General features: G+C 64.0%; 23 protein-coding genes. 13 read left to right on the forward strand and 10 right to left on the reverse strand.

Annotated elements, in window-relative coordinates; genetic code table 11:
* Positions 1–10: 10 nt before the first annotated feature.
* Positions 11–970: a YHYH protein gene (locus BKG76_RS14605; protein WP_070938260.1), complete on the forward strand. Its 960-nt coding sequence runs from the start codon at positions 11–13 to the stop codon at positions 968–970.
* 37 nt (positions 971–1007) lie between these two features.
* On the opposite strand, the gene BKG76_RS14610 is transcribed toward BKG76_RS14605, so the two are convergent.
* The 3 genes from BKG76_RS14610 to BKG76_RS14620 all read right to left on the reverse strand — a co-directional run bounded on the left by BKG76_RS14610 (position 1008) and on the right by BKG76_RS14620 (position 3655).
* Positions 1008–2582 carry a PE-PPE domain-containing protein gene (locus BKG76_RS14610; protein ID WP_070938261.1) on the reverse strand — a complete coding sequence of 525 codons (1575 nt, stop codon included), beginning with the start codon at positions 2580–2582 and terminating at the stop codon, positions 1008–1010.
* Positions 2583–2811: 229 nt separating this feature from the next.
* The gene (locus BKG76_RS14615; protein WP_070938262.1) at positions 2812–3255 is read right to left on the reverse strand and encodes an SRPBCC family protein; all 444 of its coding nucleotides are present in this window, start codon (positions 3253–3255) and stop codon (positions 2812–2814) included.
* A 58-nt stretch (positions 3256–3313) separates the two neighbouring features.
* Positions 3314–3655 carry an ArsR/SmtB family transcription factor gene (locus tag BKG76_RS14620; protein WP_070938263.1) on the reverse strand — a complete coding sequence of 114 codons (342 nt, stop codon included), beginning with the start codon at positions 3653–3655 and terminating at the stop codon, positions 3314–3316.
* A 197-nt stretch (positions 3656–3852) separates the two neighbouring features.
* Between BKG76_RS14620 and BKG76_RS14625 the strand changes: the two genes are divergently transcribed.
* From BKG76_RS14625 to BKG76_RS14645, 5 genes are read left to right on the forward strand one after another with little or no spacing between them, the layout of a single operon-like run.
* Positions 3853–5046 carry an MFS transporter gene (locus tag BKG76_RS14625; protein WP_070938264.1) on the forward strand — a complete coding sequence of 398 codons (1194 nt, stop codon included), beginning with the start codon at positions 3853–3855 and terminating at the stop codon, positions 5044–5046.
* Complete coding sequence (locus BKG76_RS14630; RefSeq protein WP_070938265.1) at positions 5043–5570, forward strand: mycothiol transferase; 528 nt, start codon at positions 5043–5045, stop codon at positions 5568–5570. The genes BKG76_RS14625 and BKG76_RS14630 overlap by 4 nt, the downstream gene beginning before the upstream one ends.
* A gap of 42 nt (positions 5571–5612) precedes the next feature.
* Positions 5613–7142, forward strand: coding sequence for an aldehyde dehydrogenase family protein (locus tag BKG76_RS14635; RefSeq protein ID WP_070938266.1), 1530 nt, complete (start codon positions 5613–5615; stop codon positions 7140–7142).
* Positions 7143–7200: 58 nt separating this feature from the next.
* Positions 7201–8067 (forward strand): polyphosphate kinase 2, encoded by an 867-nt coding sequence (gene ppk2, locus BKG76_RS14640; RefSeq protein WP_070938267.1) that lies wholly within the window; start codon positions 7201–7203, stop codon positions 8065–8067.
* A 52-nt stretch (positions 8068–8119) separates the two neighbouring features.
* On the forward strand, positions 8120–8956 hold the full coding sequence (locus BKG76_RS14645) for a hypothetical protein (RefSeq protein ID WP_070938268.1): 837 nt from the start codon (positions 8120–8122) through the stop codon (positions 8954–8956).
* On the opposite strand, the gene BKG76_RS14650 is transcribed toward BKG76_RS14645, so the two are convergent.
* The 3 genes from BKG76_RS14650 to BKG76_RS14660 form a co-directional block, all read right to left on the reverse strand.
* Positions 8953–9144 (reverse strand): hypothetical protein, encoded by a 192-nt coding sequence (locus BKG76_RS14650; protein ID WP_070938269.1) that lies wholly within the window; start codon positions 9142–9144, stop codon positions 8953–8955. The two genes, BKG76_RS14645 and BKG76_RS14650, sit on opposite strands and share 4 nt — an antisense overlap.
* 445 nt (positions 9145–9589) lie before the next feature.
* Complete coding sequence (locus BKG76_RS14655; protein WP_070938270.1) at positions 9590–10063, reverse strand: PNPOx family protein; 474 nt, start codon at positions 10061–10063, stop codon at positions 9590–9592.
* 24 nt (positions 10064–10087) lie between these two features.
* The gene (locus BKG76_RS14660; RefSeq protein WP_070938271.1) at positions 10088–12124 is read right to left on the reverse strand and encodes a prolyl oligopeptidase family serine peptidase; all 2037 of its coding nucleotides are present in this window, start codon (positions 12122–12124) and stop codon (positions 10088–10090) included.
* A gap of 80 nt (positions 12125–12204) precedes the next feature.
* Between BKG76_RS14660 and BKG76_RS14665 the strand changes: the two genes are divergently transcribed.
* The 5 genes from BKG76_RS14665 to BKG76_RS14685 are packed head-to-tail and all read left to right on the forward strand — an operon-like array spanning position 12205 to position 16171.
* The gene (locus tag BKG76_RS14665; protein ID WP_109420748.1) at positions 12205–12483 is read left to right on the forward strand and encodes a putative holin; all 279 of its coding nucleotides are present in this window, start codon (positions 12205–12207) and stop codon (positions 12481–12483) included.
* Positions 12476–13267: a hypothetical protein gene (locus BKG76_RS14670; RefSeq protein ID WP_070938273.1), complete on the forward strand. Its 792-nt coding sequence runs from the start codon at positions 12476–12478 to the stop codon at positions 13265–13267. Before BKG76_RS14665 ends, BKG76_RS14670 begins: the two co-directional genes overlap by 8 nt.
* Positions 13268–13305: 38 nt before the next feature.
* The gene (gene lpdA, locus BKG76_RS14675; RefSeq protein WP_070938274.1) at positions 13306–14703 is read left to right on the forward strand and encodes a dihydrolipoyl dehydrogenase; all 1398 of its coding nucleotides are present in this window, start codon (positions 13306–13308) and stop codon (positions 14701–14703) included.
* A gap of 4 nt (positions 14704–14707) precedes the next feature.
* On the forward strand, positions 14708–15610 hold the full coding sequence (locus tag BKG76_RS14680; RefSeq protein WP_131815819.1) for a hypothetical protein: 903 nt from the start codon (positions 14708–14710) through the stop codon (positions 15608–15610).
* Positions 15611–15670: 60 nt separating this feature from the next.
* Positions 15671–16171: a beta-class carbonic anhydrase gene (locus BKG76_RS14685; protein WP_070938276.1), complete on the forward strand. Its 501-nt coding sequence runs from the start codon at positions 15671–15673 to the stop codon at positions 16169–16171.
* Positions 16172–16174: 3 nt separating this feature from the next.
* On the opposite strand, the gene BKG76_RS14690 is transcribed toward BKG76_RS14685, so the two are convergent.
* The 4 genes from BKG76_RS14690 to BKG76_RS14705 are packed head-to-tail and all read right to left on the reverse strand — an operon-like array spanning position 16175 to position 21497.
* Positions 16175–17506 carry an NtaA/DmoA family FMN-dependent monooxygenase gene (locus BKG76_RS14690; protein WP_070938277.1) on the reverse strand — a complete coding sequence of 444 codons (1332 nt, stop codon included), beginning with the start codon at positions 17504–17506 and terminating at the stop codon, positions 16175–16177.
* 9 nt (positions 17507–17515) lie between these two features.
* Positions 17516–18697 carry a GNAT family N-acetyltransferase gene (locus tag BKG76_RS14695; protein WP_070938278.1) on the reverse strand — a complete coding sequence of 394 codons (1182 nt, stop codon included), beginning with the start codon at positions 18695–18697 and terminating at the stop codon, positions 17516–17518.
* Complete coding sequence (locus BKG76_RS14700; protein WP_070938279.1) at positions 18694–19962, reverse strand: acyl-CoA dehydrogenase family protein; 1269 nt, start codon at positions 19960–19962, stop codon at positions 18694–18696. Before BKG76_RS14700 ends, BKG76_RS14695 begins: the two co-directional genes overlap by 4 nt.
* Positions 19959–21497 (reverse strand): APC family permease, encoded by a 1539-nt coding sequence (locus BKG76_RS14705; protein ID WP_070938280.1) that lies wholly within the window; start codon positions 21495–21497, stop codon positions 19959–19961. The genes BKG76_RS14700 and BKG76_RS14705 overlap by 4 nt, the downstream gene beginning before the upstream one ends.
* Before the next feature lie 16 nt (positions 21498–21513).
* On the opposite strand from BKG76_RS14705, the gene BKG76_RS25460 reads away from it, so the two are divergent.
* Together BKG76_RS25460 and BKG76_RS14715 are read left to right on the forward strand one after the other, a co-directional pair.
* Complete coding sequence (locus tag BKG76_RS25460; protein ID WP_070939245.1) at positions 21514–21729, forward strand: hypothetical protein; 216 nt, start codon at positions 21514–21516, stop codon at positions 21727–21729.
* Entirely contained in the window at positions 21726–22145 is a 420-nt protein-coding gene (locus BKG76_RS14715; protein ID WP_070938281.1) for a MerR family transcriptional regulator, read from the forward strand. The genes BKG76_RS25460 and BKG76_RS14715 overlap by 4 nt, the downstream gene beginning before the upstream one ends.

Consider the following 22145-nt stretch of genomic DNA (forward strand, 5'->3'; position numbering starts at 1 on the left):
GACTTGTCCCGTGCGGCACGCGGGGGTTGTGATCTGGCTGATTTGTGTCGCGGTTGTGGGGGCCTGTTCCGAGCCGCCGCCGAATGATGCGAAGCCCCTGACGCTCGATATGACCCATGACTACGGCGACCTGTTCGCCGACGGCAGGCTGCCGGTTGGGGACGGAAAGGTCGTCACCGACGGTCCGCGCGGGGGCTATGTGTATGCGTGCCCGCGTTATGCGGAGAGTTTCGCGGCGGGTGCCGCGATGGGCGCGGGGGTCCGCGGTCCATGGTTTGCCGAGGACGGCCAGTGGTACTACCCAGACAGGAAGACGCACGTCCAGGGGCACGTGCAGCACCACGGCGTGCTCTCCGAGACGAAGTCCGAGAACGTTCGGGTTATCACGACCAATGATCTGCCCCGGAACCACACCACGGGACGGTTCCCGATCGCGACCGATGACACCGCCTACCAGTACGACCGCAACCCGAACGCCATCAGCGCTCAGGAGCTGACCTATGTGCTGGCCTCCGATCCCACCTATGGCGTTCCGCAGTGCATCGGCCACGAGGTCGGGGTGATGCTTTCGGGAGTCGTGTTGTTCAGCGCCCTGGATGCCGGGGGGCGTGATGCGGGGGCATGGGAGGTGCAGGATGACTGCTCGGGGCATCCAGAGGTGACGGGCAGTTACCACTACCACACGCCCAGCCCCTGTCTGGCCACGGCGAATGTCGCCGAGGTCGTGGGCTACGCGCTCGATGGGTTTCCCATCACGGGCGCTCGGATGGGTGAGGGAAACATCATCACCACAAGGGATCTCGATGAATGCCACGGGATCACGAGCAGTGTGCGCCTGGACGGCCGGGACGTCGAGACCTATCACTACGTGCTGACACAGGACTACCCGTATTCGGTGAACTGCTTTCGGGGTCGGCCCACCACCGTGCGGGGTGGGGTGCGGCCGCCGGGACCGCCCGCGGGCCGCTGACCGCCGTCAACCAGACGCTCGGCGACGGGAAGCCGGCTTATGCGGCGCTGTGGCCCTTTTCGGAGGTGTGGTTCGAGCTCTTTTCGCTGCTGTGATCCGGCGAATTCGTGGATTCCGAAGTCTTGCTCGGAGTGCTTGCGGTGGAATCCTTTTTCTCGCCGAGACCCGGAATGGACTTGAGACGGTCCTTGAGTGACGGGAGCTTGGGAGTCTTCGGTGACGTACCGGTCTGTGACACAGGCGGTTTCGGTAGACGCAGCGTCGGCTTCGTGGTGTTCGAGGTTGCGGCGAGTGCGGGCTTTTCCTCGGGCTTCGTTTCCGGCTTCACCTCGGGTTTGGTGTCGGGCTTTTCCTCGGCCGGTTGCGCCGGGGCGCTGACGTGGGAGCCGACGGCGATCGCGGTGAGATCGGGGGCCTTGGCCGGTGGCGGGGGCGTGGACGGCTCGACGGTGGTGAGGGTGAGAACCGGTGGTTTGGGTGCCTCGGGTGCCGGTGTCTGAGCTGCCGGGGGCGCAGACTTCGGGGTATCTGTTTGGGGGGCAGGGGGGTTGGCGGGCTTTTCGGTGGGTGCCGGCTGTTTGGGGACCCCGCCAGACAGTCCGCTCTCGAAGTTGTGTGCGCCCTCCTCGATGGCGCCGGGCAGCTTGTTGACGGCGTCGACGATGTTCTTCGGCGGGGTGAAGAGGCTGAATGGTTTGGTGGTTCCCGGGCTGGTGTCGCGGTCGTAGGCCATATCGATGAACACCCGCAGGGTCGGCTCGATGGCATCAAGCACGAAGGAGGCGCCGATGGGATTGGTGAGGTCGCGTAGCGGCTGCAGCAGCGGTAGGTGTTCGGCCCGGACCAGGTAGTAGGTGGTGTTGCCCTTCACCGACTTGATCACGTTGGGGTTGTCGGGGTCGTCGAGCGTTGTGGGGTCGATGCTGTCGTAGTACACATCGGGATGCGCATACCGAATCGCCGCAATGGAATTGGCGAGCGCGAGCGGATTGAAATAGGCGGGGAAGTCTCCGTAGGTGTCGTACTCGGTGTTGATCACCTTCGTCTTGAATTGGTCGGGTTCCCAGGCGCCATTGGATTCGATATCGGCGAAAGGAATCTTCAACCACGGGAATCGAGCGAAGATGCCGCCGTTCGGAGTGTTTGCACTGCCCATCAGCACGAACTGAATGTCGGGATTGCCGTTGGGATACTGCTTCTGCAGATCGCTATGCGATCTACTCACCACGACAGCGCCAAGGGAGTAGCCGACGATGGTGATCTGCTGATTGCCTGCCGTGGCGATTTCTTTGTTGAGGTTGTTGTGCCCCTGTGTCACAGAGGTTTTGAATGTGGGTGCGGTGAGGCCGCTGACCGGCCAGATGGCACCCGGATACGAGACCGGGTGGTAGTCGACGCTGTACGCCCCGCCGAGTTTATGAGGAATGTTGGCACTTGCGCCATCGTTGTTTCCGCCGACCCCGATGACGTACGAGGCGAGCGTGGAGGCGATGGTCCGCGACTCCATCGCCACCGGCGCCAGGACGGTACATGTCGCCGCCACCGCTGCGGTGGTCGCGATGTATCGCCGAAGTGAGTGACGTTTCCCCAAAACCGAATGCTGTGCAGCCATCGCGACCCTCCCGTGCCCGCGCTCGGCGCCGTTGCCGAGTGCGGTTGCCTGAGAGTAATTTGGGCAAATCGATAGCGCTATACCTCGAAGGTGCTGAACAGGCGAATGGGGCACATTGCCCACTACGTCCATAGTGTGCATGATCTGCGGATTTGGGTGCAGGATCGTGACCAGATCGGTGACCGGATCTGGGGCCGGTGTGAATCCGCTCCGCAAATTCCGTGAGCGCTCAGCCGAGGATTGCGGCGTACCCATCATTGAGGCTTTGCCAGTCGTGCTTCATCGCATCCACGCCGACGACCCGGCCTCGGGGAGTGCCGTCGACGGCCAGCGTGAGAGTGTCCAGGCAGATGTGCCAACCGCCCGCGTTTCCGGAAGCGTTACCGCGGTCTGCCATCGAATGTTCCAGGGTCAATCGGCATCCATTGTCGGTGGGTTCGATTCGCCAGCGCAGAGTGTCGTCCGGGCCCCATCGATGGATCAGCTCGCGCGGTGGATCGACGGAGAGCACCTCGCCGTCGAGTATCGGGTCGGCGGAGGTCTCCTGAACGTGTGCCGCTCCCACTGAATCGAGCGGACGGTCGGGGATGGCAGGTGACCACTGGCGCAGCTTGTCGGGGTCGACGAGCCACGGCCACACCTTCTCCGGCGGATGGTTCAGATCGCGGGACATGGTGAGAACCCATCGGCCCTCGTGGTCATCGCATGGCGTGAGGGTGGCGGCCAGGGGATTAGTCACGGTTGTCCTCTTTTTTCTTGTTGTCGTGAACATCGGGGTCGCTATCGATGAGGAACCTCAGGCGGTCGAGGGCGTTGGACCACTTACGGTGATAGGGCGTCACCCAAGCCAGCACGGCGGGCAGTGGATCGTCGGCCAGGTGATAGACCCGGCGCTTGCCGGCGACCTCCACCCGAACAGTGCCGGCGTCGCGCAGGACGCCGAGGTGCTTGGAGACCAGCGATTGGGAAAGGTCCAGCCGCTCGATCAATGTCGTGACGTCGGCCGACCCTTCGCGAAGGGTGTCGATGATCCGGCGCCGGGTCGGATCGGCGATCACCGTGAAGGCGTCCATGCCCTCATATCACTACATAATCATATGAATGTCAAGTGATATTTGCTGCCCTGAAGTGGCGCTGCGGCCCGGGGGAGCCGCGGTCAGTACTGTGGTGGAGAGGTACCGGTGAGTGCTGCTCGCCAAGGTCGTGGTGGGCCTCACGATCGCTGGCACAACGCCGAGGTGAGGACTATTTCTTGACGAAACCGCTGCGTATGCGGGTTGCCGTTATCGGCGTATTCGCGTCGTTCGGGCTCGTGGTGGCGACCTGGGCTGTGCACCTGTCGACCATGAAGCAGGCCACCGGCATGTCGTCGACCATCCTCGGCTTCGTGGTGTTGGGACTGGGCCTCGGCGCGCTGGCGGGCATGCAGCTCAGCGGACTCCTTGTCGATCGGTTCGGCAGCGGGCCCATCGCCGTCGCCGGGGGTGCGGCCATGGCACTCGGGGTCAACATTCCCTTGTCGGCTCACTCGGTGGTCGTGGCCGCCATTGGCGCTTTTCTGTGCGGTGTGGCGGTCGGTGTCACCGATGTCGCCATGAATGCGGCCGCCGTCGATGTCGAACGCTTCTACGGCCGCCCGATCATGGCCTCGTTCCATGGAGTCTTCTCCGTGGGCAACGTGGTGGGGGCGGCCATCGGATCGGCCGCCTTCGCACTGCACATCCAGGTCTGGGCGACGGTTGTCGGCGTCACCGTCCTGTGCCTGGCGCTACTTACCTGCTCGGCCACTGTGCTGCTCCGGAACAAGTTGCGGGCAGGCGAAGTGGAGTCTCCGGACACGGTGCCCTACACGATGTGTCCTCCGATGAAGTATCGACGCGGGCAGGTCCTGGTACTGGGTTTCCTCGCCTTCTTGCTCATGCTCTCCGAGGGATCGGCGACCGACTGGAGCAGCCTGCACGCCCAGGAACACCTGGGCGCCTCGCATTCCCAGGGCGCCTTCGCCTTCGGGGTGTTCATGCTCGCGATGACGGTCGGTCGGTTCACCGTCGACAAACTCGTAGAACGTGCTGGACGTGTGCCGGTGGTGCGCTGGGGGTGCGCGCTCGCGGCAGTCGGGCTGCTCGTCGTCATCCTCTCGCCGGCATTGCCTCTGACGATGGCGGGTTGGGCGGCTGTGGGCCTCGGGCTTGCCGGTGGCGTTCCTCAGGTCTTCACCGTGGCGGGCAATATCGACGAACATCATGAGGGCCGGGTGCTGTCTCGAGTGGTCGGAACCGGGTACATCGCGGTGCTGGGTGGGCCGGCGCTCATCGGATGGCTGGCGGACGCGTTTTCACTGAACACCGCCATGGTGTTGCCTGTGTTGGCCGTTCTCTTCTGCGCTTGCGGTGCTGGTGCCCTCGCGATGTCCAAACCAACGGACAACCCGGCGCCCAGGCCCCGGCGTACCGTCAACCCATGACGGATTTCGAAGCGGCGGCCTCGGCGCGGGAGCTGTTGCGTGACAGCTTCACTCGGATCATCGAGCACGTCGGTGAGGTGACCGACGGTCTGACGGATTCGGCGTTGACGTACCGCCCCACATCGGACGCGAACAGCATTGCCTGGCTGATTTGGCATTCGGCACGATGTCAGGACGTGCAGATCTGCGCCATGACCGGCGCCGAGCCGGTGTGGACGGCCCGCGGCTGGGAGCCGCGATTCGGTCTCGATCTGCCTGTTGATTCCAACGGATACGGGCACACGCCCGAGGACATCGCCAAGGTCGTGGCCACGGTGGATCAGCTGAGCGGCTACTACCACGATGTGCACGACATGACGCTGCGATACGTGGACACCCTGACGGATTCCGAACTCGCGCGCGTCGTCGATAGGCACTGGGATCCGCCGGTTACCGCGAGCGTCCGCTTGGTCAGCATTGTCGACGACTGTGCGCAGCATCTGGGCCAGGCCGCCTACCTGCGCGGGATAATTCCAACCAACTAGTGGGGATGGCCACGCGGGTCACCTCGTGCCTAGACTCGACTAATGACAACGACGTCTGAAAACTTCGTCAGTAGCCCCCGTGATACCGCCCATGACGTGCGCAATCCCGCGAATGGGCAGGTAATCGGCGCGGTGAACTGGACCGATCCGGCGGATATCCCCGGAATCGTCGCGCAACTGGCGAAGGCGCAGCCGTCGTGGGAGCGACTCGGCCCCGAGGGGCGCGGCCAGGTACTGGCCCGATTTGCGCAGTGGCTGGTCGACAACACCCCGCGCATCGAGGCGCAGCTGATCGCCGAGACCGGCAAATCCAAGATCGACGGCGGCATCGAGATACCCTCGATTCTCGCGATCATCGCGTATTACGCGCCGAAGGCGGCGGAGTTCCTGGCCCCGGAATCACGGCCCGCGTCCTCGATCGCCATGAACACCAAGAAGATCACCGTGCATCAGCGGCCCCGCAAGGTGGTGGGTGTCATCTCGCCCTGGAATTACCCTGTGGCGCTGGGCTATTGGGATGTGGTCCCGGCGCTGCTGGCGGGCTGCTCGGTGCTACTCAAGCCCTCGGAGCGCACCCCGCTGTCCGATGAGCTCATTGCCAAAGGCTGGGCAGAGATCGGTGGCCCCCCGGTCTTCGAGGTGGTGCACGGGGCCCGCGAAGTGGGCGAGGCGCTCGTCGACACCGTCGACTTCATCCAGTTCACCGGATCCACTGCCACCGGCAAGAAGATCATGGAACGGGCCGCGCGCCGGCTCACCCCGGTCAGCCTGGAGCTCGGCGGCAAGGACCCGATGCTGGTGCTGCCGGATGCCGACGTCAAGCGTGCCGCGCACGCCGCGGTCTGGGGCAGCATGTTCAACGCGGGCCAGACCTGCGTATCCGTCGAGCGGGTATATGTGCACGACTCGATCTATGAGCAGTTCGTCGATCTGGTGGTCGATGAGGTGCGCGGCCTGGAGATCGGCGCCGGCCTGGACCACAGTGTCGGCGCGATGATCGACGAGAACCAGCTCGAAGTCGTCGACAAGCATGTGCGCCAAGCGGTTTCCTCCGGCGCACGGGCGCTGACCGGCGGTGCGCGCATCCCTGGTCATGGCAGTTTCTACGCACCTACCGTGCTGGTCGACGTCGACCATTCCATGGAGTGCATGCGGGAAGAGACCTTCGGCCCCACGCTGCCGATCATGCGGTACTCCGAGGAGTCCGAAGCCATCGCGCTGGCGAACGACAGCGAATACGGACTCTCCGCCAGTGTCTGGTCCAAGGACCGCAAGCGGGCTGAACGCGTTGCGTTGCAACTTGATTGCGGCACCGTCAACATCAACGACGTGATCATGAACCTGTCCTGCCTGACCGCGCCGCACGGCGGTTGGAAGGGGTCTGGGCTGGGATCGCGCTTCGGCGGCGCCGACGGCCTGCGCAAGTATTGCCGCACCGAGGCCATCGTCGATACCCGAGTGACGCTGCCGAGCGAGCCGCTGTGGTACAGCGGGCCGAGCTGGCTGGCGCCGGTTGCGCTCAAGAGCCTCACCAAGCTCTCGAACAAGGCACTGCGCCCCTTCCGTCGCTGACACCGTCCGTTCACTCGATGTCCATCCCGGCGACGATTGCCGGGGATAGTTTCCGCTGGTGACCGAGACCATTACCGCCGCCGCGCAGGGCTACACCGTCGATGACGATGATGACGACGATCCGGTGCTTATCGCGCCCGACGGTGTCGCGGTGGACACCTGGCGGGAGAACTATCCGTACGACGAGCGGATGACCCGTCAGCAGTACGAACTGGAGAAGCGGCTGCTGCAGATCGAGTTGCTCAAGCTGCAGAACTGGAGCAAGCGCACCGGTGCCCGGCACGTCATCCTCTTCGAGGGGCGCGACGCCGCGGGTAAGGGCGGCACCATCAAGCGGTTCATGGAGCACCTGAACCCGCGCGGAGCCCGCGTTGTCGCGTTGGAGAAGCCGAACGAGCGGGAGCGCACCCAGTGGTACTTCCAGCGATACGTTCCGCATCTGCCGGCCGCGGGGGAGATGGTGTTCTTTGACCGGTCCTGGTACAACCGCGCCGGCGTCGAGCGGGTCATGGGGTTCTGCTCAGACGAGCAGCATTCCGAATTCATCCACCAGGCACCGCTTTTCGAGCAGATGCTGGTCAATGACGGCATCAGCCTGACCAAGCTGTGGTTCTCGGTGTCGGCCGCCGAGCAGCGCACGCGATTCGCGATCCGCCAGGTGGACCCGGTGCGCCAGTGGAAGCTCTCGCCGATGGACCTGGCCTCCCTGGACAAGTGGGACGCCTACACCAAGGCCAAGGAAGAGATGTTCTCGCTCACGGACACCGATCACGCCCCATGGATCGTGGTGAAGAGCAACGACAAGAAGCGGGCCCGCGTCAACGCGATGCGCCATGTGCTGGGCAAGTTCGACTACGACGACAAGGACCTCGAGGTCGTCGGTCAGGCTGATTCGCTGATCCTGGGGCGCGCGCTCACGGACTAGATCTCGATCCCAAAGTCGCTTCGGTCCCACCTGCCGGACTAACCTGGGCTCGATGCGATTCCTGTTCGCGGTCCTATTGTGGCTGCTGACCACCGCCGCGCTTGCCGTGACCATTGCGGGTGCCTGGACACAGTCCCGGCTTGTCGATGAGAACGGCTATGTGGCGTTGACGGCGCCGGCCGCGGCCGATCCGAGGGTTCAGCATGCGATCGCCGAGGAGCTGACCACTCAGATCGTGTCGCTGGGCAAGAAGCAGGGTTCTCGCGTCAACGAGACTCAGGTGGCCGAGTTGACCGCGTCATACACCAGTGGGCCGCAGTTCCGCGCGGACTTCGCGTCCGTGAATCGAATGGCGCACCAATGGTTGTTTACGAACTCGAGCGCTGCGCAGCGTGATTCGCGGGGCAGCTGGCAGATCGATGTGGCTCCGATGATCAAGAGTCTGGTACCGCAAGGTCTTTCGATCAAGGCGCCGGAGACGTTGACGGTATCGCTCACGGACGACAACCTGGCCGGCCTCACGCCGGGCCGCTTGGTTCCGGTGGCACGCTTCGGCCAGCTTGCCGTGTGGATATCCTTCGGATTGACCCTCATCCTGGCCGGACTGACTCAGCTTGCGGTGCGCAGCCGCGCTAAAGGACTTGCGGGGTTGGGTATTTCAGCGCTGGTCGTGGGTGCGGCCGGTTGGGCGGGGCTGGAGGTTGGCCAGCGCTACCTGGATCGCCCGTTGAGCCGCGTCACCGAAAATCTTCGCGATGTGGCCGACAGTCTGGTCACTGCCGCGGTGAGCAACGCCCACCACTGGCTGAGCCTCACCATGGCCGTGGGCGGCCTGGTGATCGCGGTTGGCGTGGTGTCGGGGTTGGTGGGCGGTCTATTGCGTCGTTAGGCCGCGTGAGCGTCGCGGATGCGTTGCACGTCGTGCTCCACGCATCCAATGCGTTCAGCGGCGTCACTGACGGACAACCGGCGGTCCAACAGGATGTCTAGTTCGGAGGGCGAGAACTCGGGTTCGGCGTCCCAGGGAGCGTGGTCCCAGCCGTTCTCGCTCAACCCAACAAATAGGTCTTTCGTCATCGTGCACCTCACGGCATTCGGGCTCTAACTACCAGTCATTCGGAAGCGCATCAGTGCGCCTACAACGGCGGTGAGTACCTTCGCCGGCCAGGCGGCTTTGCCGTGGCCAATATTTCAGTTAGTTACCACGCTAGCTGAGCTCACTCGGCGGCAACAACCCGTGACGGTAACGGCTAGGTCTCGATTTCGGTAACGGGTCTCGACGACGAGGAGCTTGTCTGTCGATTAATGCATGTGTTTGAACTGGGGGGATAGCTGGCGATTTACATAATGCTAGCTACAGTTAGCACCTTTGAGCTGCGGTTTTGCGGCCGGTGATGGATCGCTGTTTGCGGGAGTGGAGATCCATCGAGCAAACTGCATGTGAGTGAATGTGCCGTTACTCGAGACTGGCTGCTGCGGCGACGTGATGTGCAGAACTGCTGTCCGCGCTCAGTGATGCGCGTCACGACAGGCGTACCGTCACCATGCTTTCGTTGGCGGCCGCGCGGTCGATATCTGCCTGGTTCAGGCTGCCGTCAGGATTGCGGCGCACGTTGTGATACTTGGCATCTCTCGGCACCTGATGCAGGAGTTGAGCCAGCGGCCCGGCGATCTGCGGCCCGGTGGACAACTCGGCGGTGCCATCGAGACGCTTGCCGCGCACCAGTGCCGTCACCGGCCGGCCGTCGCGCAGATTCTTGGCCCAGGCCCTATCGGTGAAGACCGTCAGCACGTCGCCGTCACGAACGTAGGTGGCGGCGACGTTGTATTCCTTGCCGCTCTTGCGGCCGGTGAAAGTGAACAGCGCGATGTTGCCACTGAGTACGGGGTGTAGCGGGCTGCGGAGTAGGCCCCTGACCATTGTGTTGACCCACGGTGGAACGGTGTTGGATTGGCTCATACGGCCATCCTGCGCCGCGGGAAGGCTCGAGGGCATCGGGGATCGCCCTGAGATTTCGGGTCAGGGTGCCAACTGGCGCCACAGGAACTCGATGGCCAACGCCGCCTTGAATGCCGACTGTTCGTTGTTGGCCGCGCCGCCGTGGCCACCCTCGATGTTCTCGTAGTACCAGACCGGTTGCCCGGCTTCCTGTAGGGCGGCGGTCATTTTGCGCGCGTGCCCGGGATGGACTCGGTCATCGCGGGTGGACGTGGTCACCAGAACCGGCGGGTACCGCCGATCGGACGAAATATTCTGGTAGGGAGAGTATTTCGAGATGAACTCCCAGTCATCGGGGTTGTCCGGGTCGCCGTACTCGGCAACCCAGGACGCCCCGGCCAGCAGCAGGTGATAGCGCCGCATGTCCAGCAGCGGCACCTGGCATACCAGCGCGCCGAATAGCTCCGGGTACGCCGTGAGCATGACCCCCATCAGCAGGCCGCCGTTACTGCCGCCCTGGGCACCCAGTTGTGCCGCGGTGGTGATGCCGCGGGCCACCAGATCCCGCGCCACCGCGGCGAAGTCCTCGTACACCAGATGGCGGCCCTCGCGCATCGCCTGGGTGTGCCACACCGGCCCGTACTCGCCGCCGCCGCGGATGTTGGCCAGAACATACGTGCCACCCCGGGACAGCCACAGCTTGCCCAGCACACCGTCATACCCGGGCGTCCTTGCGACCTCGAAGCCGCCGTAGCCGCCGAGCAAAGTAGGGCCGGCCGCGTCAGATCCCTTGGCGCGCACCACAAAATACGGGATGGACGTGCCATCGTCGGACTGTGTGAAGTATTGGGCCACGTCAAATGAGGTGTCGTCGAAGAAGGACGGTGCCGACTTGATGGGAGATACGGACGCCTGAGCGGCGCCCGCTTCCCCGATTTCACCGCGCAGCAGCGTGGACGGCTGAGTGAAACCCGAAGTGTCGAGGAATATCTCGTCGCCCAGGTCATCGATCGCGACGATCTGTGTGGTGGCGTTGTCCGAAACACCGGTCAGTGGTTCGAAGTGCCAGTCACCGGGAGTGAACACCAGGATCTCGGTGGCCACATCGCGCAGGATCGCGACCGTCAGTCGCTCCCTGGTCCACGCGTAGTGGTGCAGGCTCGCATGCTCGTCGGGAACGAACACCGGGGTGAGTGCACGGCTGCCGGCGACGTAATCCCGGTATCGGGCCGCTAGTAGCGTGCCGGCCGCATATTCGGTGTCATCGACCTGCCACGGCGACTTGAGTTCGATGAGCAACCACTCGCGGTGCACCGATACCGAGGCATCGGTGGGGACGTCAATGCGCAGCAGCTCGCCGTCGGTGGTCAGCTCGTGTACTTCGGAGTTGAAGAAGTCGGTGGACCGGCTGATCAGGGTGCGTTCGAAGCCCGGTGTGTCGTCAAAGCTCGCGCCCACCATCACGTCTGAGGCCTCACCGCTGAAGACCAGTTCCGCGTCGTCGACTGATTGACCGCGTTTCCAGCGCTTGACCAGGCGGGGATATCCCGAGTCTGTGAGGCTGCCGGGCCCGAAATCTGTGCCCACGAAGACAGTGTCCGCGTCGATCCATCCGATGTGAGTCTTGGCCTCGGGCAACGCGAACCCGTCGGTCACGAACTGCCTTGTTTGCAGATCGAATTCGCGTACGACCACCGCGTCCGACCCGCCACGCGACAGACTGACCAGCGCACGGCGGAAATCGGGCCGCAATACGGCAGCCCCGGCCCATACCCAGTTCTCGTCCTCGGTGGCGGCCAGGGCGTCGACGTCGATGATGACGTCCCATTCGGGATCATTTTGCCGGTAGCGGTCCAAAGTGGTTCGCCGCCAAAGGCCGCGGGCGTTGTTTGCGTCGCGCCAGAAGTTGTAGAGGTACGGGCCCCGGCGGCGCACATATGGGATTTGCGCGTCCGTGTTGAGGATCGCCAGTGCCTCGCCGCGCATCTCGTCGAAACGTGTACCGGAAAACTCGCTGGTGGTCGTTGCGTTACGCTCGCGCACCCAGTTCAGCGGCTCATCACCGCCGATATCCTCGAGCCAGAGATATGGGTCCGGGGAGCGGCGCGCCGACGTCATTTGAGCCAGTGTGCCAGTGATCGCAGTATGGTCGAAGATGGCCCGGGGGCGTATGTAAAACACCGAGCAGGAGCTTTCTCGTGATACCACTGCCACGTGCGCAAGTCGTCGCTAGCGCGATGCTGCTGGGGATAGCAGTAGGACTTGGCGCCGGAATGTCGAGTGTCCTGGTCGCGCATCAGTCTGTGCGACCAGACCTCGTTATCGGCCTGATCGTGGCGGTGCCGAGCCTGATCGGGTTTCTGATCTTGATCGCGTCCACTCGCAAATGGATGACGGCAGTGGCGGCCTTCACCCTGGCGATCGCTCCTGGGTGGTTCGGGATTCTGGCGGCGATACAGGTGATTCAGGGTGTCTGACAAAAACGCAGAAAATACAGTCGAGAAGACGGGCGCAGAGGTAGACGGCGCTGCGACGGAATTGGTTGACGAGGTGGATCGGCCGAGTGTCGTCGAGGGTGACCTTGCCGACCCGTTGGCGGTGCCGATCGATGATGGCAAGGTCCGGGACGGCCTGGACACCGCCACGTTCACCGCGTTCTCGGCGTTCAAGGACGATGACGACGACCTCCTCCCCACCGGCCGGATCGACACTGACGCTCTGCCGCTGACCGAAGCCTTCGACGTCGACAACGACCGCACCGGCGCGATGCCGGCGCCCACCCGTGGGTCACGGGCCGAATCGATGACCCCCGATCCGTACACCGGTGCGGTTCCCGTGGTCGGCGACGAGCCCGCCATGCCGGTCCGGGTGCCTGCGGAGCGGGAACCCGCCTTCCTGAAGCGCTGGGTGCTGTTGCTGGTACTGCTGGGAACGTGGATTCCTGCTGGTGCGATGGGGCTACTGCTGTACCAGAACTGGTTCGAGACACTGCTGCCGCATGATCGGATCCTCGCGGTCGTGTACGTGTTGGTCTGGGTATTTGCCTGCGTGCTGGTCGCCCTATTGCTGGCCATGGTCGAACCGCGCCCGATAATCGTCGCCCTCGCGTTCGCCGTCTTGACGGCGCCCGCCATTTCGGTGGCGGCGACGGGTGTCAAGTATGGCTATGTGGCGTGCACCGCACCTTCGGTGCCCGGTGTTCAATCACTGTGCCCGGAGCCGCTGCGCAGTTGGGGTATTCAGTACCGAGACCGGGCTTGACGCTCCCCGCCTGACGTCGTCCTACTAGTGTGGAGTGCGTGACTGCACACTATGACGTCGTCGTTCTCGGAGCTGGTCCCGGTGGCTATGTCGCGGCCATTCGCGCTGCCCAGCTGGGCCTGACAACAGCCATCGTCGAGGAGAAATATTGGGGCGGAGTCTGCCTCAATGTCGGGTGTATCCCGTCCAAGGCGCTGCTGCGCAACGCGGAGCTGGCCCACATCTTCACCAAGGAAGCCAAGACCTTCGGCATTAGCGGTGAGGCAACATTCGATTTCGGTGCCGCATTCGACCGGAGTCGCAAGGTCGCCGAGGGACGCGTGGCCGGTGTGCACTTCCTGATGAAAAAGAACAAGATCACCGAGTACGAGGGGGTCGGTACCTTCACCGACGCCAACACCTTGGCGGTCAAGAAGGCTGATGGCTCGACCGAGACGCTGACTTTCGCCAATGTGATCATCGCCACCGGCAGCAGTGTGCGGCTGGTGCCCGGGACTGCGCTCTCGGAGAACGTGGTCACCTACGAAAAGCAGATCCTCACCCGTGAGCTGCCCGGCTCGATCATCATCGCCGGCGCGGGCGCCATCGGTATGGAATTCGCTTACGTGCTCAAGAACTACGGCGTGGATGTCACCATCGTCGAGTTCCTGCCGCGGGCACTGCCCAACGAGGACGCCGAGGTGTCCAAGGAGATCGAGAAGCAGTACAAGAAGCTGGGTGTCAAGATCCTCACCGGCACCAAGGTCGAGTCGATCACCGACAGTGGTTCACAGGTGACGGTCAAGGTAAGCAAGGACGGGCAGGAGAGCGAGCTCGTCGCCGACAAGGTGCTGCAGGCCATCGGGTTTGCGCCGAACGTGCAGGGCTTCGGGCTGGAGAACACCGGGGTGGCGCTCACCGACCGCGGCGCGATTGCCATCGACGAGCGGATGCGCACCAACGTGCCGCACATCTACGCGATCGGTGACGTCACGTCGAAGCTGCAGCTGGCTCACGTCGCCGAGGCGCAGGCGGTTGTCGCTGCCGAAACCATCGCCGGTGCGGAGACATTGGAGCTGGGTGACTACCGGATGATGCCTCGGGCGACCTTCTGCCAGCCGCAGGTGGCCAGCTTTGGGCTCACCGAGGAACAGGCGCGCGCCGAGGGATACGACGTCAAGGTGGCCAAGTTCCCGTTCACGGCGAACGGCAAGGCCCACGGTCTCGCCGACCCGACCGGATTCGTGAAGCTGATCGCCGACGCCAAGTACGGTGAGCTGATCGGCGGGCACCTGATCGGCCCCGACGTTTCCGAGCTGCTGCCCGAGCTCACGCTGGCACAGAAGTGGGATCTGACGGTCAATGAACTGACCCGCAACGTGCACACACACCCGACGCTGTCCGAGGCGCTGCAGGAAGCGTTCCACGGGCTCGCGGGACACATGATCAATTTCTGATCGCATGCGCGCGTGCGGGATTGGGGTGCTGGCGGTGCTGTTGGCCGCCTGCACCCCTACACACCCGTTCGTGCAGACAACGACGACATCGTCATCGGTGGTCAGCACCCCGCAGGTTACTTCTCCGACCGACATACCGACGGTGAGTACGCCCGGTTTCGACGGCGACTTCATCACGCCGGACGGATTGGCCTGCGCTGTCGGCGGCGACCGCAGCGTGGATTGCGCCGGCGCACTGCCGGGTGTGCAACCGGGTGTCGTCAGGGTTCGGATGGGGACGGGTACGGGCGAGCCGACCGGCTTTTACCGGGTGCTCGACACTCATCCGAGGGTGACGGGTGCCCAGCGGCTCGAGGTTGGTCGGCAGGTCGCCAAGTACGGGGTCGCCTGTCGGGCAGAGTCGGGGCCAATCACTGTCTGTGACAACGGAAAACAGTCGCTGACCATCGGCTCTGGCAAAACGGTCCTGGGCGATAGGGGACTGGTGTTGCCGGACGGCGTTCCGCGCCCATACGACTTCGTGGTCTCCGAGGTCGAGTACGACGGTCACGGACCCAAGGGCATCGAGCGGATGTTCACTGTTGCCAGCGGATTGCGGTGCAGCATCTTGACGTACAGCGGCGGGAGTATCGCGTGCCTGGGAAAACTGCCGGGATTCACCGGTGGCACGGGATACGTCTCCGTGTCGAATGTCCCCGGTAATCCGAAGGGGATCGGTGCCGGCACCATGAATCCCCCACGCGGTGAGGTCAAGCGGCTCCCCCCGGGGGACAGCGTGTACGGATATGGCAATCAGGGCACCTGCATGGCACTCATGGGCGGCGGCGTGGCCTGTGGCTTCTTCGGTGGAACCAAGAGCTCGGGATTCGTCGCCGCGAACGGACGAACCTGGACCTTCGGTATGTAGGTTCAGACCATGGTGCCTGCAACCGTTGACCTGGCGGGCGCCCGCGCATAGCTTCGCGCCATGTCGACCACTGACGAACTGCTGAAGAACGCGCAGGCCTACGCGGCCAGCTTTGACAAGGGTGAGCTGCCGCTGCCGCCGGCCCGCAAGGTCGCGGTTGTGGCGTGCATGGATGCGCGCCTGAATCCCTATGGGCTGCTTGGCCTCCACGAGGGTGACGCGCATGTCATCCGCAATGCCGGCGGAGTGATCACAGAGGACGAAATCCGGTCGCTGGCCATCTCGCAGCGGCTGTTGGGCACCGAGGAGATCATTCTCATCCACCACACCGATTGCGGCATGTTGACCTTCACCGATGACGGGTTCAAGCGGTCTATTCAGGACGAGACGGGCATCAAGCCGTCATGGTCCGCGGAGGCCTTCACCGATCTGGACGAGGACGTCCGTCAGTCTCTCGCGCGGATCAAGGCCAATCCGTTTGTTCCGCGCAAGGCCAGCGTCCGGGGCTTCGTGTATGACGTCACGAACGGAACGCTGCGCGAGGTCGCCGCTCAGGTTTAGCACTCAGCCAAGCAGGGCAGGTGCGCGTACCGGAGCCGGCCACGGCAAGGCCAGGTGGTCGCGCAGGGTCGAACCGGTGTACTCGGCGCGGAAGATGCCGCGGCGCACCAGGATCGGCACCACGTGCTCGGTGAACAGCTCGAACTGACCGGGTAGGCCCGACGTGCTCAGAATAAAGCCGTCGGCCGCTCCTTCGGTGAACCACAGCTCGATCTGATCAGCCACCTGCTCCGCGGAGCCGACGAACCGGGTGCCGAAGGCATTCAGGGTGCGGTAGAGGAACTCTCGCACTGTTGGATTGCCCACGGTGGCAAGGTGTTTGTATCCTGCCAGGGCCGTCTGATGGGTCTCGGTGCTGTCCGGGAATGCCGATACCGGCACGGGGCCGTCCAGGTCGGCGCCGATGACGTTGACATCCACCTCGAGTAGCCACCCCGCCTGATACTCGGGAATGAAGTGCTCGTAGACGGTGCTTTCCACGGCGTGCGCCTCGGCCTCGGTGGAGCCGACGACCACCCCGAGTGAAGGGGTGATCAAGGGGGCGGAGGTCCGTCCGACGGCACGGGCTTCCGCGTGGAGTTGCCGATAGAAGTTCTTGGCGCGGTCGATATCGGTCTGTCCGGTAAAGACCACCTCGGCATGTTTGGCCGCGAAGGCCCTTCCCGTGGTGGAGGATCCGGCCTGAAAGATCACCGGTTGCCCCTGGCGGGATGGTGTGACGCCGAGTGGTCCCTTGACCTTGTGGAACTCTCCGTCGTGGTTGGTGACGTGAATTTTGTCGATATCGCTGTAGATTCCGGCCGCACGATCTTCGATGACGGTGTCTGACTGAAGCGAATGCCACAGCGTCTTCACCACCTGCAGGGTCTCCTCGGCCAGCCGGTAGCGCTCGTCATGCGGAAGGAAGCCCCGCGCGCCGAAGTTGGCCGCCGCGGCCTGCGCGAAGCTCGTCACAAGGTTCCATCCGGCACGCCCGGCGCTCAGATGATCGAGCGATAGCAGCTGGCGGGCCAGGTGATACGGCGGCTGGAAGGTCGAGGAGCCGGTGACCACCAGGCCCAGGTGATCGGTCACCGCGGCGAGATAGGAAGTGGCCGTGAGTGGCTCGTAGTCCTCGGTGGCTTTGTGGGCCCAGGTGGCCTCCGGACCGAAGTTCAGACCGTCGGCGAAGAAGATGGCGTCGAACTTGGCCGCCTCGGCTGCCTTCGCGGTGGCGACCAGGGTGTTGAGCTGATTGGCCGGGCCATTCCGTACACCGGGCAGCCGCCATGCCCCGCCCGCGCGAACATTGCCGAAGGCAAGGAGGTGAAGCTGGCGGTCGCTCGTGGATGACACGGCATACTCCTAAAAGTTGGTACCGGCGAAAGGTTTTGAACCGGTGGAGAAGAGGGCGTCGGCGGCTGTGATCGCCCCCGCCGACCGCACGGAGACCAATCCGGCGCGCCTGAGCTGTGCCCAGGTGTTGCCCCCGAGATAGACCGATCCGAGAGCGGCGACATCGACCGATAGGTCGGGAGTGTGCTGGGTGCGCCGCACCTTGTCCGAGCCCACCGAGAACCGCGCCGCGTTGTGTGGGAGCAGGGGGTCACCTACTTCGATCACCACCGGCGCGCTATCGGTATAGGTACGTGCGGCCAATGCCGCTTCGACATCGACCAGCCGGAGCCAGGTTTCGTCGCGGATACCGGTGACCGTGACCGCGCGCGGGTCGGCCACGAGGTGGGGGAGCGGGTCGTCGACGGGGCGCGCTCCGAGCTCGATGACGTCGACCAGGTCCAGATCCAGCAGATGACCGACCAGGGTCCGGTAGGCGTCATCGCTATGTGCGACAAGATCGTCAACGGATATGGTGCGCGCGCTGCTGCCGAACCACTCGGTCGTGTCGTGTGGTCGGTAACGCACATAGCCATCCGGGTGGGTGACTACGTAGTGCTTCACGGGCTCAGCGGCATCGAACAGCTCGTGCAGGCGCCACCACTGCGGTGGACGCGCCACCGCTCCCGTCCACGCCGCGCGTTCATAGATCGAGGCGAGCAGCTCCGGCGATGCCGCGGTGTCGAGCAGCGTGATGGCATCAGCGTCAACGGGATTCAACTGTGCTGCCCGTCGCCGCTGAATGCGGTAAGACGCGCTGCTGGTCGCTATTCCGTATCCGAAGCGGCGGTAGATCACCGCTTCGGATGCCCGCAGGCTGGCGACAATCTCGCCTCGTCCCGCGATATCGGTGAGCTGGCGGGTGACCAGGGAGGTGAGGATTCCGCGTCGGGTATGAGTGGGCAGCACGCCGATGTGTGTGACGGCCGCATGCGGAACGCGCGATCCACCGGGAACGGTGAGCCAGCTGGTGTACGAGTCGGCCCCTCCGACCAGCTCCGTCTGCTCAAATGCCCCTAAATATCTTCCAGCTTCTAGTAATTCACCCACCGCTACGGCGCCGAGCGGCGGTAACCCGACCATGGCGCGCCAGAACACCGTGAAGGCGCGCTCGCGTTCGGTGGAGGTTTGCAGGAACCGAATGTCTGTCACGGCTTCGCGCCCTGCGTTGAATTGGCCAGACGCCCAAGACCATTGAGGCTGCGCGGCGAAGGCCATTCATCGGTCAGCAGGTGCCTACCGATCTCGCGCTGCCGGTACGGCAGCGGGTCATGCGTGGTGTGTGTGCGTGCGTTGCGCCAATAGATATCCAAACCAACGGAATTGGCAGTCGATCGGGCGCCGGTGGCCTGGTAGATGTTGTGGGTCACGTCCAGGGATATCTCGGTGGCGACGGATTTGGCCTGATCCACCCGAATCGCCAGCGCACCCCACCCGGCCTCGGTGGGAGCCTCACCGGTTGCCAATGTCTGCTCGAATTCTCTTGTCACAGAATCGGCCAGGGCGATACCCGCGGCGATACCTCCCGACAGGCGGCCCAGCAACTGCTGGTGATAGGGATCCTCGGTCACCTCTGTGGAGTACGCCTCGGGCCACGGCCTGCCCTTGTCCCTGACGTAGGCCACGCCCGCGGCGAGCGCACCCTCGGCGATTCCGAGGTATAGATGGACGAAGATCAGCTGGCTGAACAATGCCCGTAGCCCGTCGCGGCGCTCGCGGGATCCATCACGATCCGAGTATTCGGCGATTCCGGTGAGAACCTCGTCATGGCGCAAGAGCACGTCATCGAATTCGACACTCCCGCTTGCGGTAAGCCGTTGCCCGAGGTTGTCCCAGTCGTCGTTGAACCTCAGGCCGGCCCGGTCGCCGGGGATTATCGCGTTGATGGGTTCCGCTTCGTAGAGGAGGACGGTGATCAGGTCGGCGAGGGCGACCCCGGTGGCGAAGGTCCGTTTGCCGTTGACCCGGTAGCCCTCTTCGGTCCGCGTGACGGTGATGCCCGGGTCGCGCGGATTACTGACACTGCCCTGGAACCAGCCGTGCTCGCCGACGCCCCGCGCGATGTACTCACGCTGTGCCGGTGACCCGAGAATGTAGGTCCAGACCCCATTGGAATAGTGGTAGACCAGCAGCTGCCCGATCGAACCGTCGGCCGCTGCGATGATCCGGCTGAGCTGCAGCGCCTGCGCCAGGCTGCCTCCGGCACCGCCGAATTCGCGTGCGGTGGCGAATGACAACAGGCCGTGGTGGCGCAACAGGCCGATCTCGGCGACGGGATTTTGATTGGCGCGATCGCGCGTCAATGCCGTGGCCGCCAGCTGGCCGGCGACGCGTTCGGTGACCCGTCTCCATTCGGCGAACTCGGTATCGCTGACCCCTTGAGAGGCAAGAACTGGGGAGGTGGCGGCGGCGGTCATTTGACGAGAGCTCCTGTATCGGCGGGTTCGTGGTCGGGTTCGATGACCGGCTCTTGCTGGAGGACCTCGAGAATGCCGAGTTCGGCCAGCCGTTCTTGCTCTGATTCGGAAAGCGTTTGGATGGAACCGATCCGGGCCGCAACGTCTGGCCGGCGGACTCGCAGATACCAGTAACGCAACAACCCGGCGAGCAGAATCGCGCCGAAGATGAGGGGCAGGATGTTGAACGGGAACGTGGGAACCGGGTAGAAATTGCTGAAGATCACGTACCCGATGGCCAGGGTGGCCGCGGCCGAGACCGCCAGCCGCGCCGGGGTGAGTGCCTTGATGCGGTACAACCAGAGGGGTGTGGCCACCACTACCAGCAGATAGCTGATCAGAAATCCCCAGTTGGCCACGTAGTTTCCATAGACGTCGAATACCAGGCGACCGACCGAGCTGAGGGTGGCGGTAACGGAGAAGGTCGTCGCGATGATCCCGATGAGGAAGATACCGGCGACGGGGGTCTTGTAGGCCGGGTGCACCCGCGTGAGAACTGCCGGAAGCGCACCCTCGTGTGCCAGAGTGAACAGACCTCGCGCCGCCGAGTTGGTGACCGCGGTGACGAACACGATGAATGCGATGGTCACCGCCAGGCTTATCGGGTAGATGGCCCACGCGACCCCCGCGTTCGTGGCGACCTGGGGAAGTATCGCGCTGTCGCCGTCGATGTTTCGGAACTGCAGGATTTGCGGGTAGGTGGCCAGGATGTAGAGCACCCCGATGATCAAGACGACGCGCAGCAGCGAGCGGGCGATGGTGCGATGCGCGTCGCGGGATTCGGCGCCGAGCGATGCCACGCTCTCGAATCCCGCGTATGCGCCGACCGCGGTGACGGCGGCGATAAAGGTGGTGCTGTTGCCCAGGTTGCTCAGGGCCCACTGCTCGGTGTCGATGCGCCAGCCATAGCTGATGTACGAGGCCACGATGATGATGAGAATCAGTGCGGTGGCGATGATTTCGAAGATGAGTTCGTACTTCGCCGAGATTGAGACGCCGCGATAGGGCAGGTAGACGGCGACCGCGACAATCACCGCGACCAGCGCGAGCTTGAATCCGGTTGCCTCCGAGTGGATCCCGATCGCCTCGAGAAAGGATTCGAAGTACAGCACGCCGCCGAGGATCCCCGTAGTGGCGAAGGTGATGTATCCGATGAGCAGGCTGAAGCCCGCCGCGTACGCGGCGCCGGGCCCCAGGCCGTTGCCGGCGTATGTGCCCAGCGAGCCCGAGGACACCGTCCGCTTGGCTTGGAAACTAATGGTGGTTGCGATCAGCACGACAGCCACCAGGCCGATCACTGCCGACCAGGCCGCACCCTTACCGGCCGCTACGAACAGGGAAAACGGCACGGTGGCGACCGCGACGCTGGGGGCGGCCGCCGCCAGGCCCTGGGCGAAAACTCCCCAGGAGCCAACGGCGTTACGTTCGAGTCCGTGAGAATCGGCGGCCTGAAGCGATCTGCCGTTGACGGTGAGCTGATGGGCGGGATCGGACATGCGGGGGTACCTTCGCTTGGCGGAGTGGGCTGAAACCGGCAGCGCGCAAAGGAGATTGCGCGCCTACCTACAGTCCTGGGCCAAGCGCATGGACCGATCGTGCGACGGCGTCAAGAACGTGTCAACGGCGGTGGCGGCGCCGTCGCCGGTACCTGCGACAACTTTCGTGGAGCCCTGCGCGGAATCTTTCCTTGACCTGGAGTCGACTCCAGGTTCTACCGTGGCTCTGTGACCACAAGTGAGCCGCAGAACGCAGGGTTTCCCATCTCGCACGTCGCCCAACGGACCGGGTTGTCGATCGACGCGCTGCGCTGGTTTGAACGCGAGGGCCTGTTCCCGCGGGTACCGCGCGACGGCGGTGGTCGGCGCCGATTCAGTGACGACGACATCGAACGCGTCCAACTGATGTTGCGGTTGCGCCGTACCGGCATGCCGGTACGGGACATGCGGCGTTTCATCGAGCTGCTGGCGGGCGGGGAGGAGACGCACGCCGAGCGTTTGGAACTGCTGTTCGCCCAGCGTGTCCGGATTCTGGCCTCCATGGAGCGGCTCACTGAAGACCTCAGGGTCGTCGACTTCAAGGTCGCCTATTACACGGAGTCGGTCAATGGCGCCACGGCTCAACCCGCCGGAGGAAAGAAGAACTGA

This window comes from Mycobacteroides franklinii, from assembly GCF_001853795.1.
GTDB classification, from domain to species: domain Bacteria; phylum Actinomycetota; class Actinomycetes; order Mycobacteriales; family Mycobacteriaceae; genus Mycobacterium; species Mycobacterium franklinii.

Bases quoted from the DNA above. Each gene is read 5' to 3' on its own strand.
- BKG76_RS14680 (WP_131815819.1), top strand. From the start codon at position 14,708: ATGCGCGCGTGCGGGATTGGGGTGCTGGCGGTGCTGTTGGCCGCCTGC.
- BKG76_RS14610 (WP_070938261.1), bottom strand. From the start codon at position 2,582: ATGGCTGCACAGCATTCGGTTTTGGGGAAACGTCACTCACTTCGGCGA.
- BKG76_RS14685 (WP_070938276.1), top strand. From the start codon at position 15,671: ATGTCGACCACTGACGAACTGCTGAAGAACGCGCAGGCCTACGCGGCC.
- BKG76_RS14650 (WP_070938269.1), bottom strand. From the start codon at position 9,144: ATGACGAAAGACCTATTTGTTGGGTTGAGCGAGAACGGCTGGGACCAC.
- BKG76_RS14705 (WP_070938280.1), bottom strand. From the start codon at position 21,497: ATGTCCGATCCCGCCCATCAGCTCACCGTCAACGGCAGATCGCTTCAG.
- BKG76_RS14645 (WP_070938268.1), top strand. From the start codon at position 8,120: ATGCGATTCCTGTTCGCGGTCCTATTGTGGCTGCTGACCACCGCCGCG.
- BKG76_RS14700 (WP_070938279.1), bottom strand. From the start codon at position 19,962: ATGACCGCCGCCGCCACCTCCCCAGTTCTTGCCTCTCAAGGGGTCAGC.
- BKG76_RS14620 (WP_070938263.1), bottom strand. From the start codon at position 3,655: ATGGACGCCTTCACGGTGATCGCCGATCCGACCCGGCGCCGGATCATC.
- BKG76_RS14635 (WP_070938266.1), top strand. From the start codon at position 5,613: ATGACAACGACGTCTGAAAACTTCGTCAGTAGCCCCCGTGATACCGCC.
- BKG76_RS14655 (WP_070938270.1), bottom strand. From the start codon at position 10,063: ATGCCCTCGAGCCTTCCCGCGGCGCAGGATGGCCGTATGAGCCAATCC.
- BKG76_RS14660 (WP_070938271.1), bottom strand. From the start codon at position 12,124: ATGACGTCGGCGCGCCGCTCCCCGGACCCATATCTCTGGCTCGAGGAT.
- BKG76_RS14630 (WP_070938265.1), top strand. From the start codon at position 5,043: ATGACGGATTTCGAAGCGGCGGCCTCGGCGCGGGAGCTGTTGCGTGAC.
- BKG76_RS14615 (WP_070938262.1), bottom strand. From the start codon at position 3,255: ATGTCCCGCGATCTGAACCATCCGCCGGAGAAGGTGTGGCCGTGGCTC.
- BKG76_RS14625 (WP_070938264.1), top strand. From the start codon at position 3,853: ATGCGGGTTGCCGTTATCGGCGTATTCGCGTCGTTCGGGCTCGTGGTG.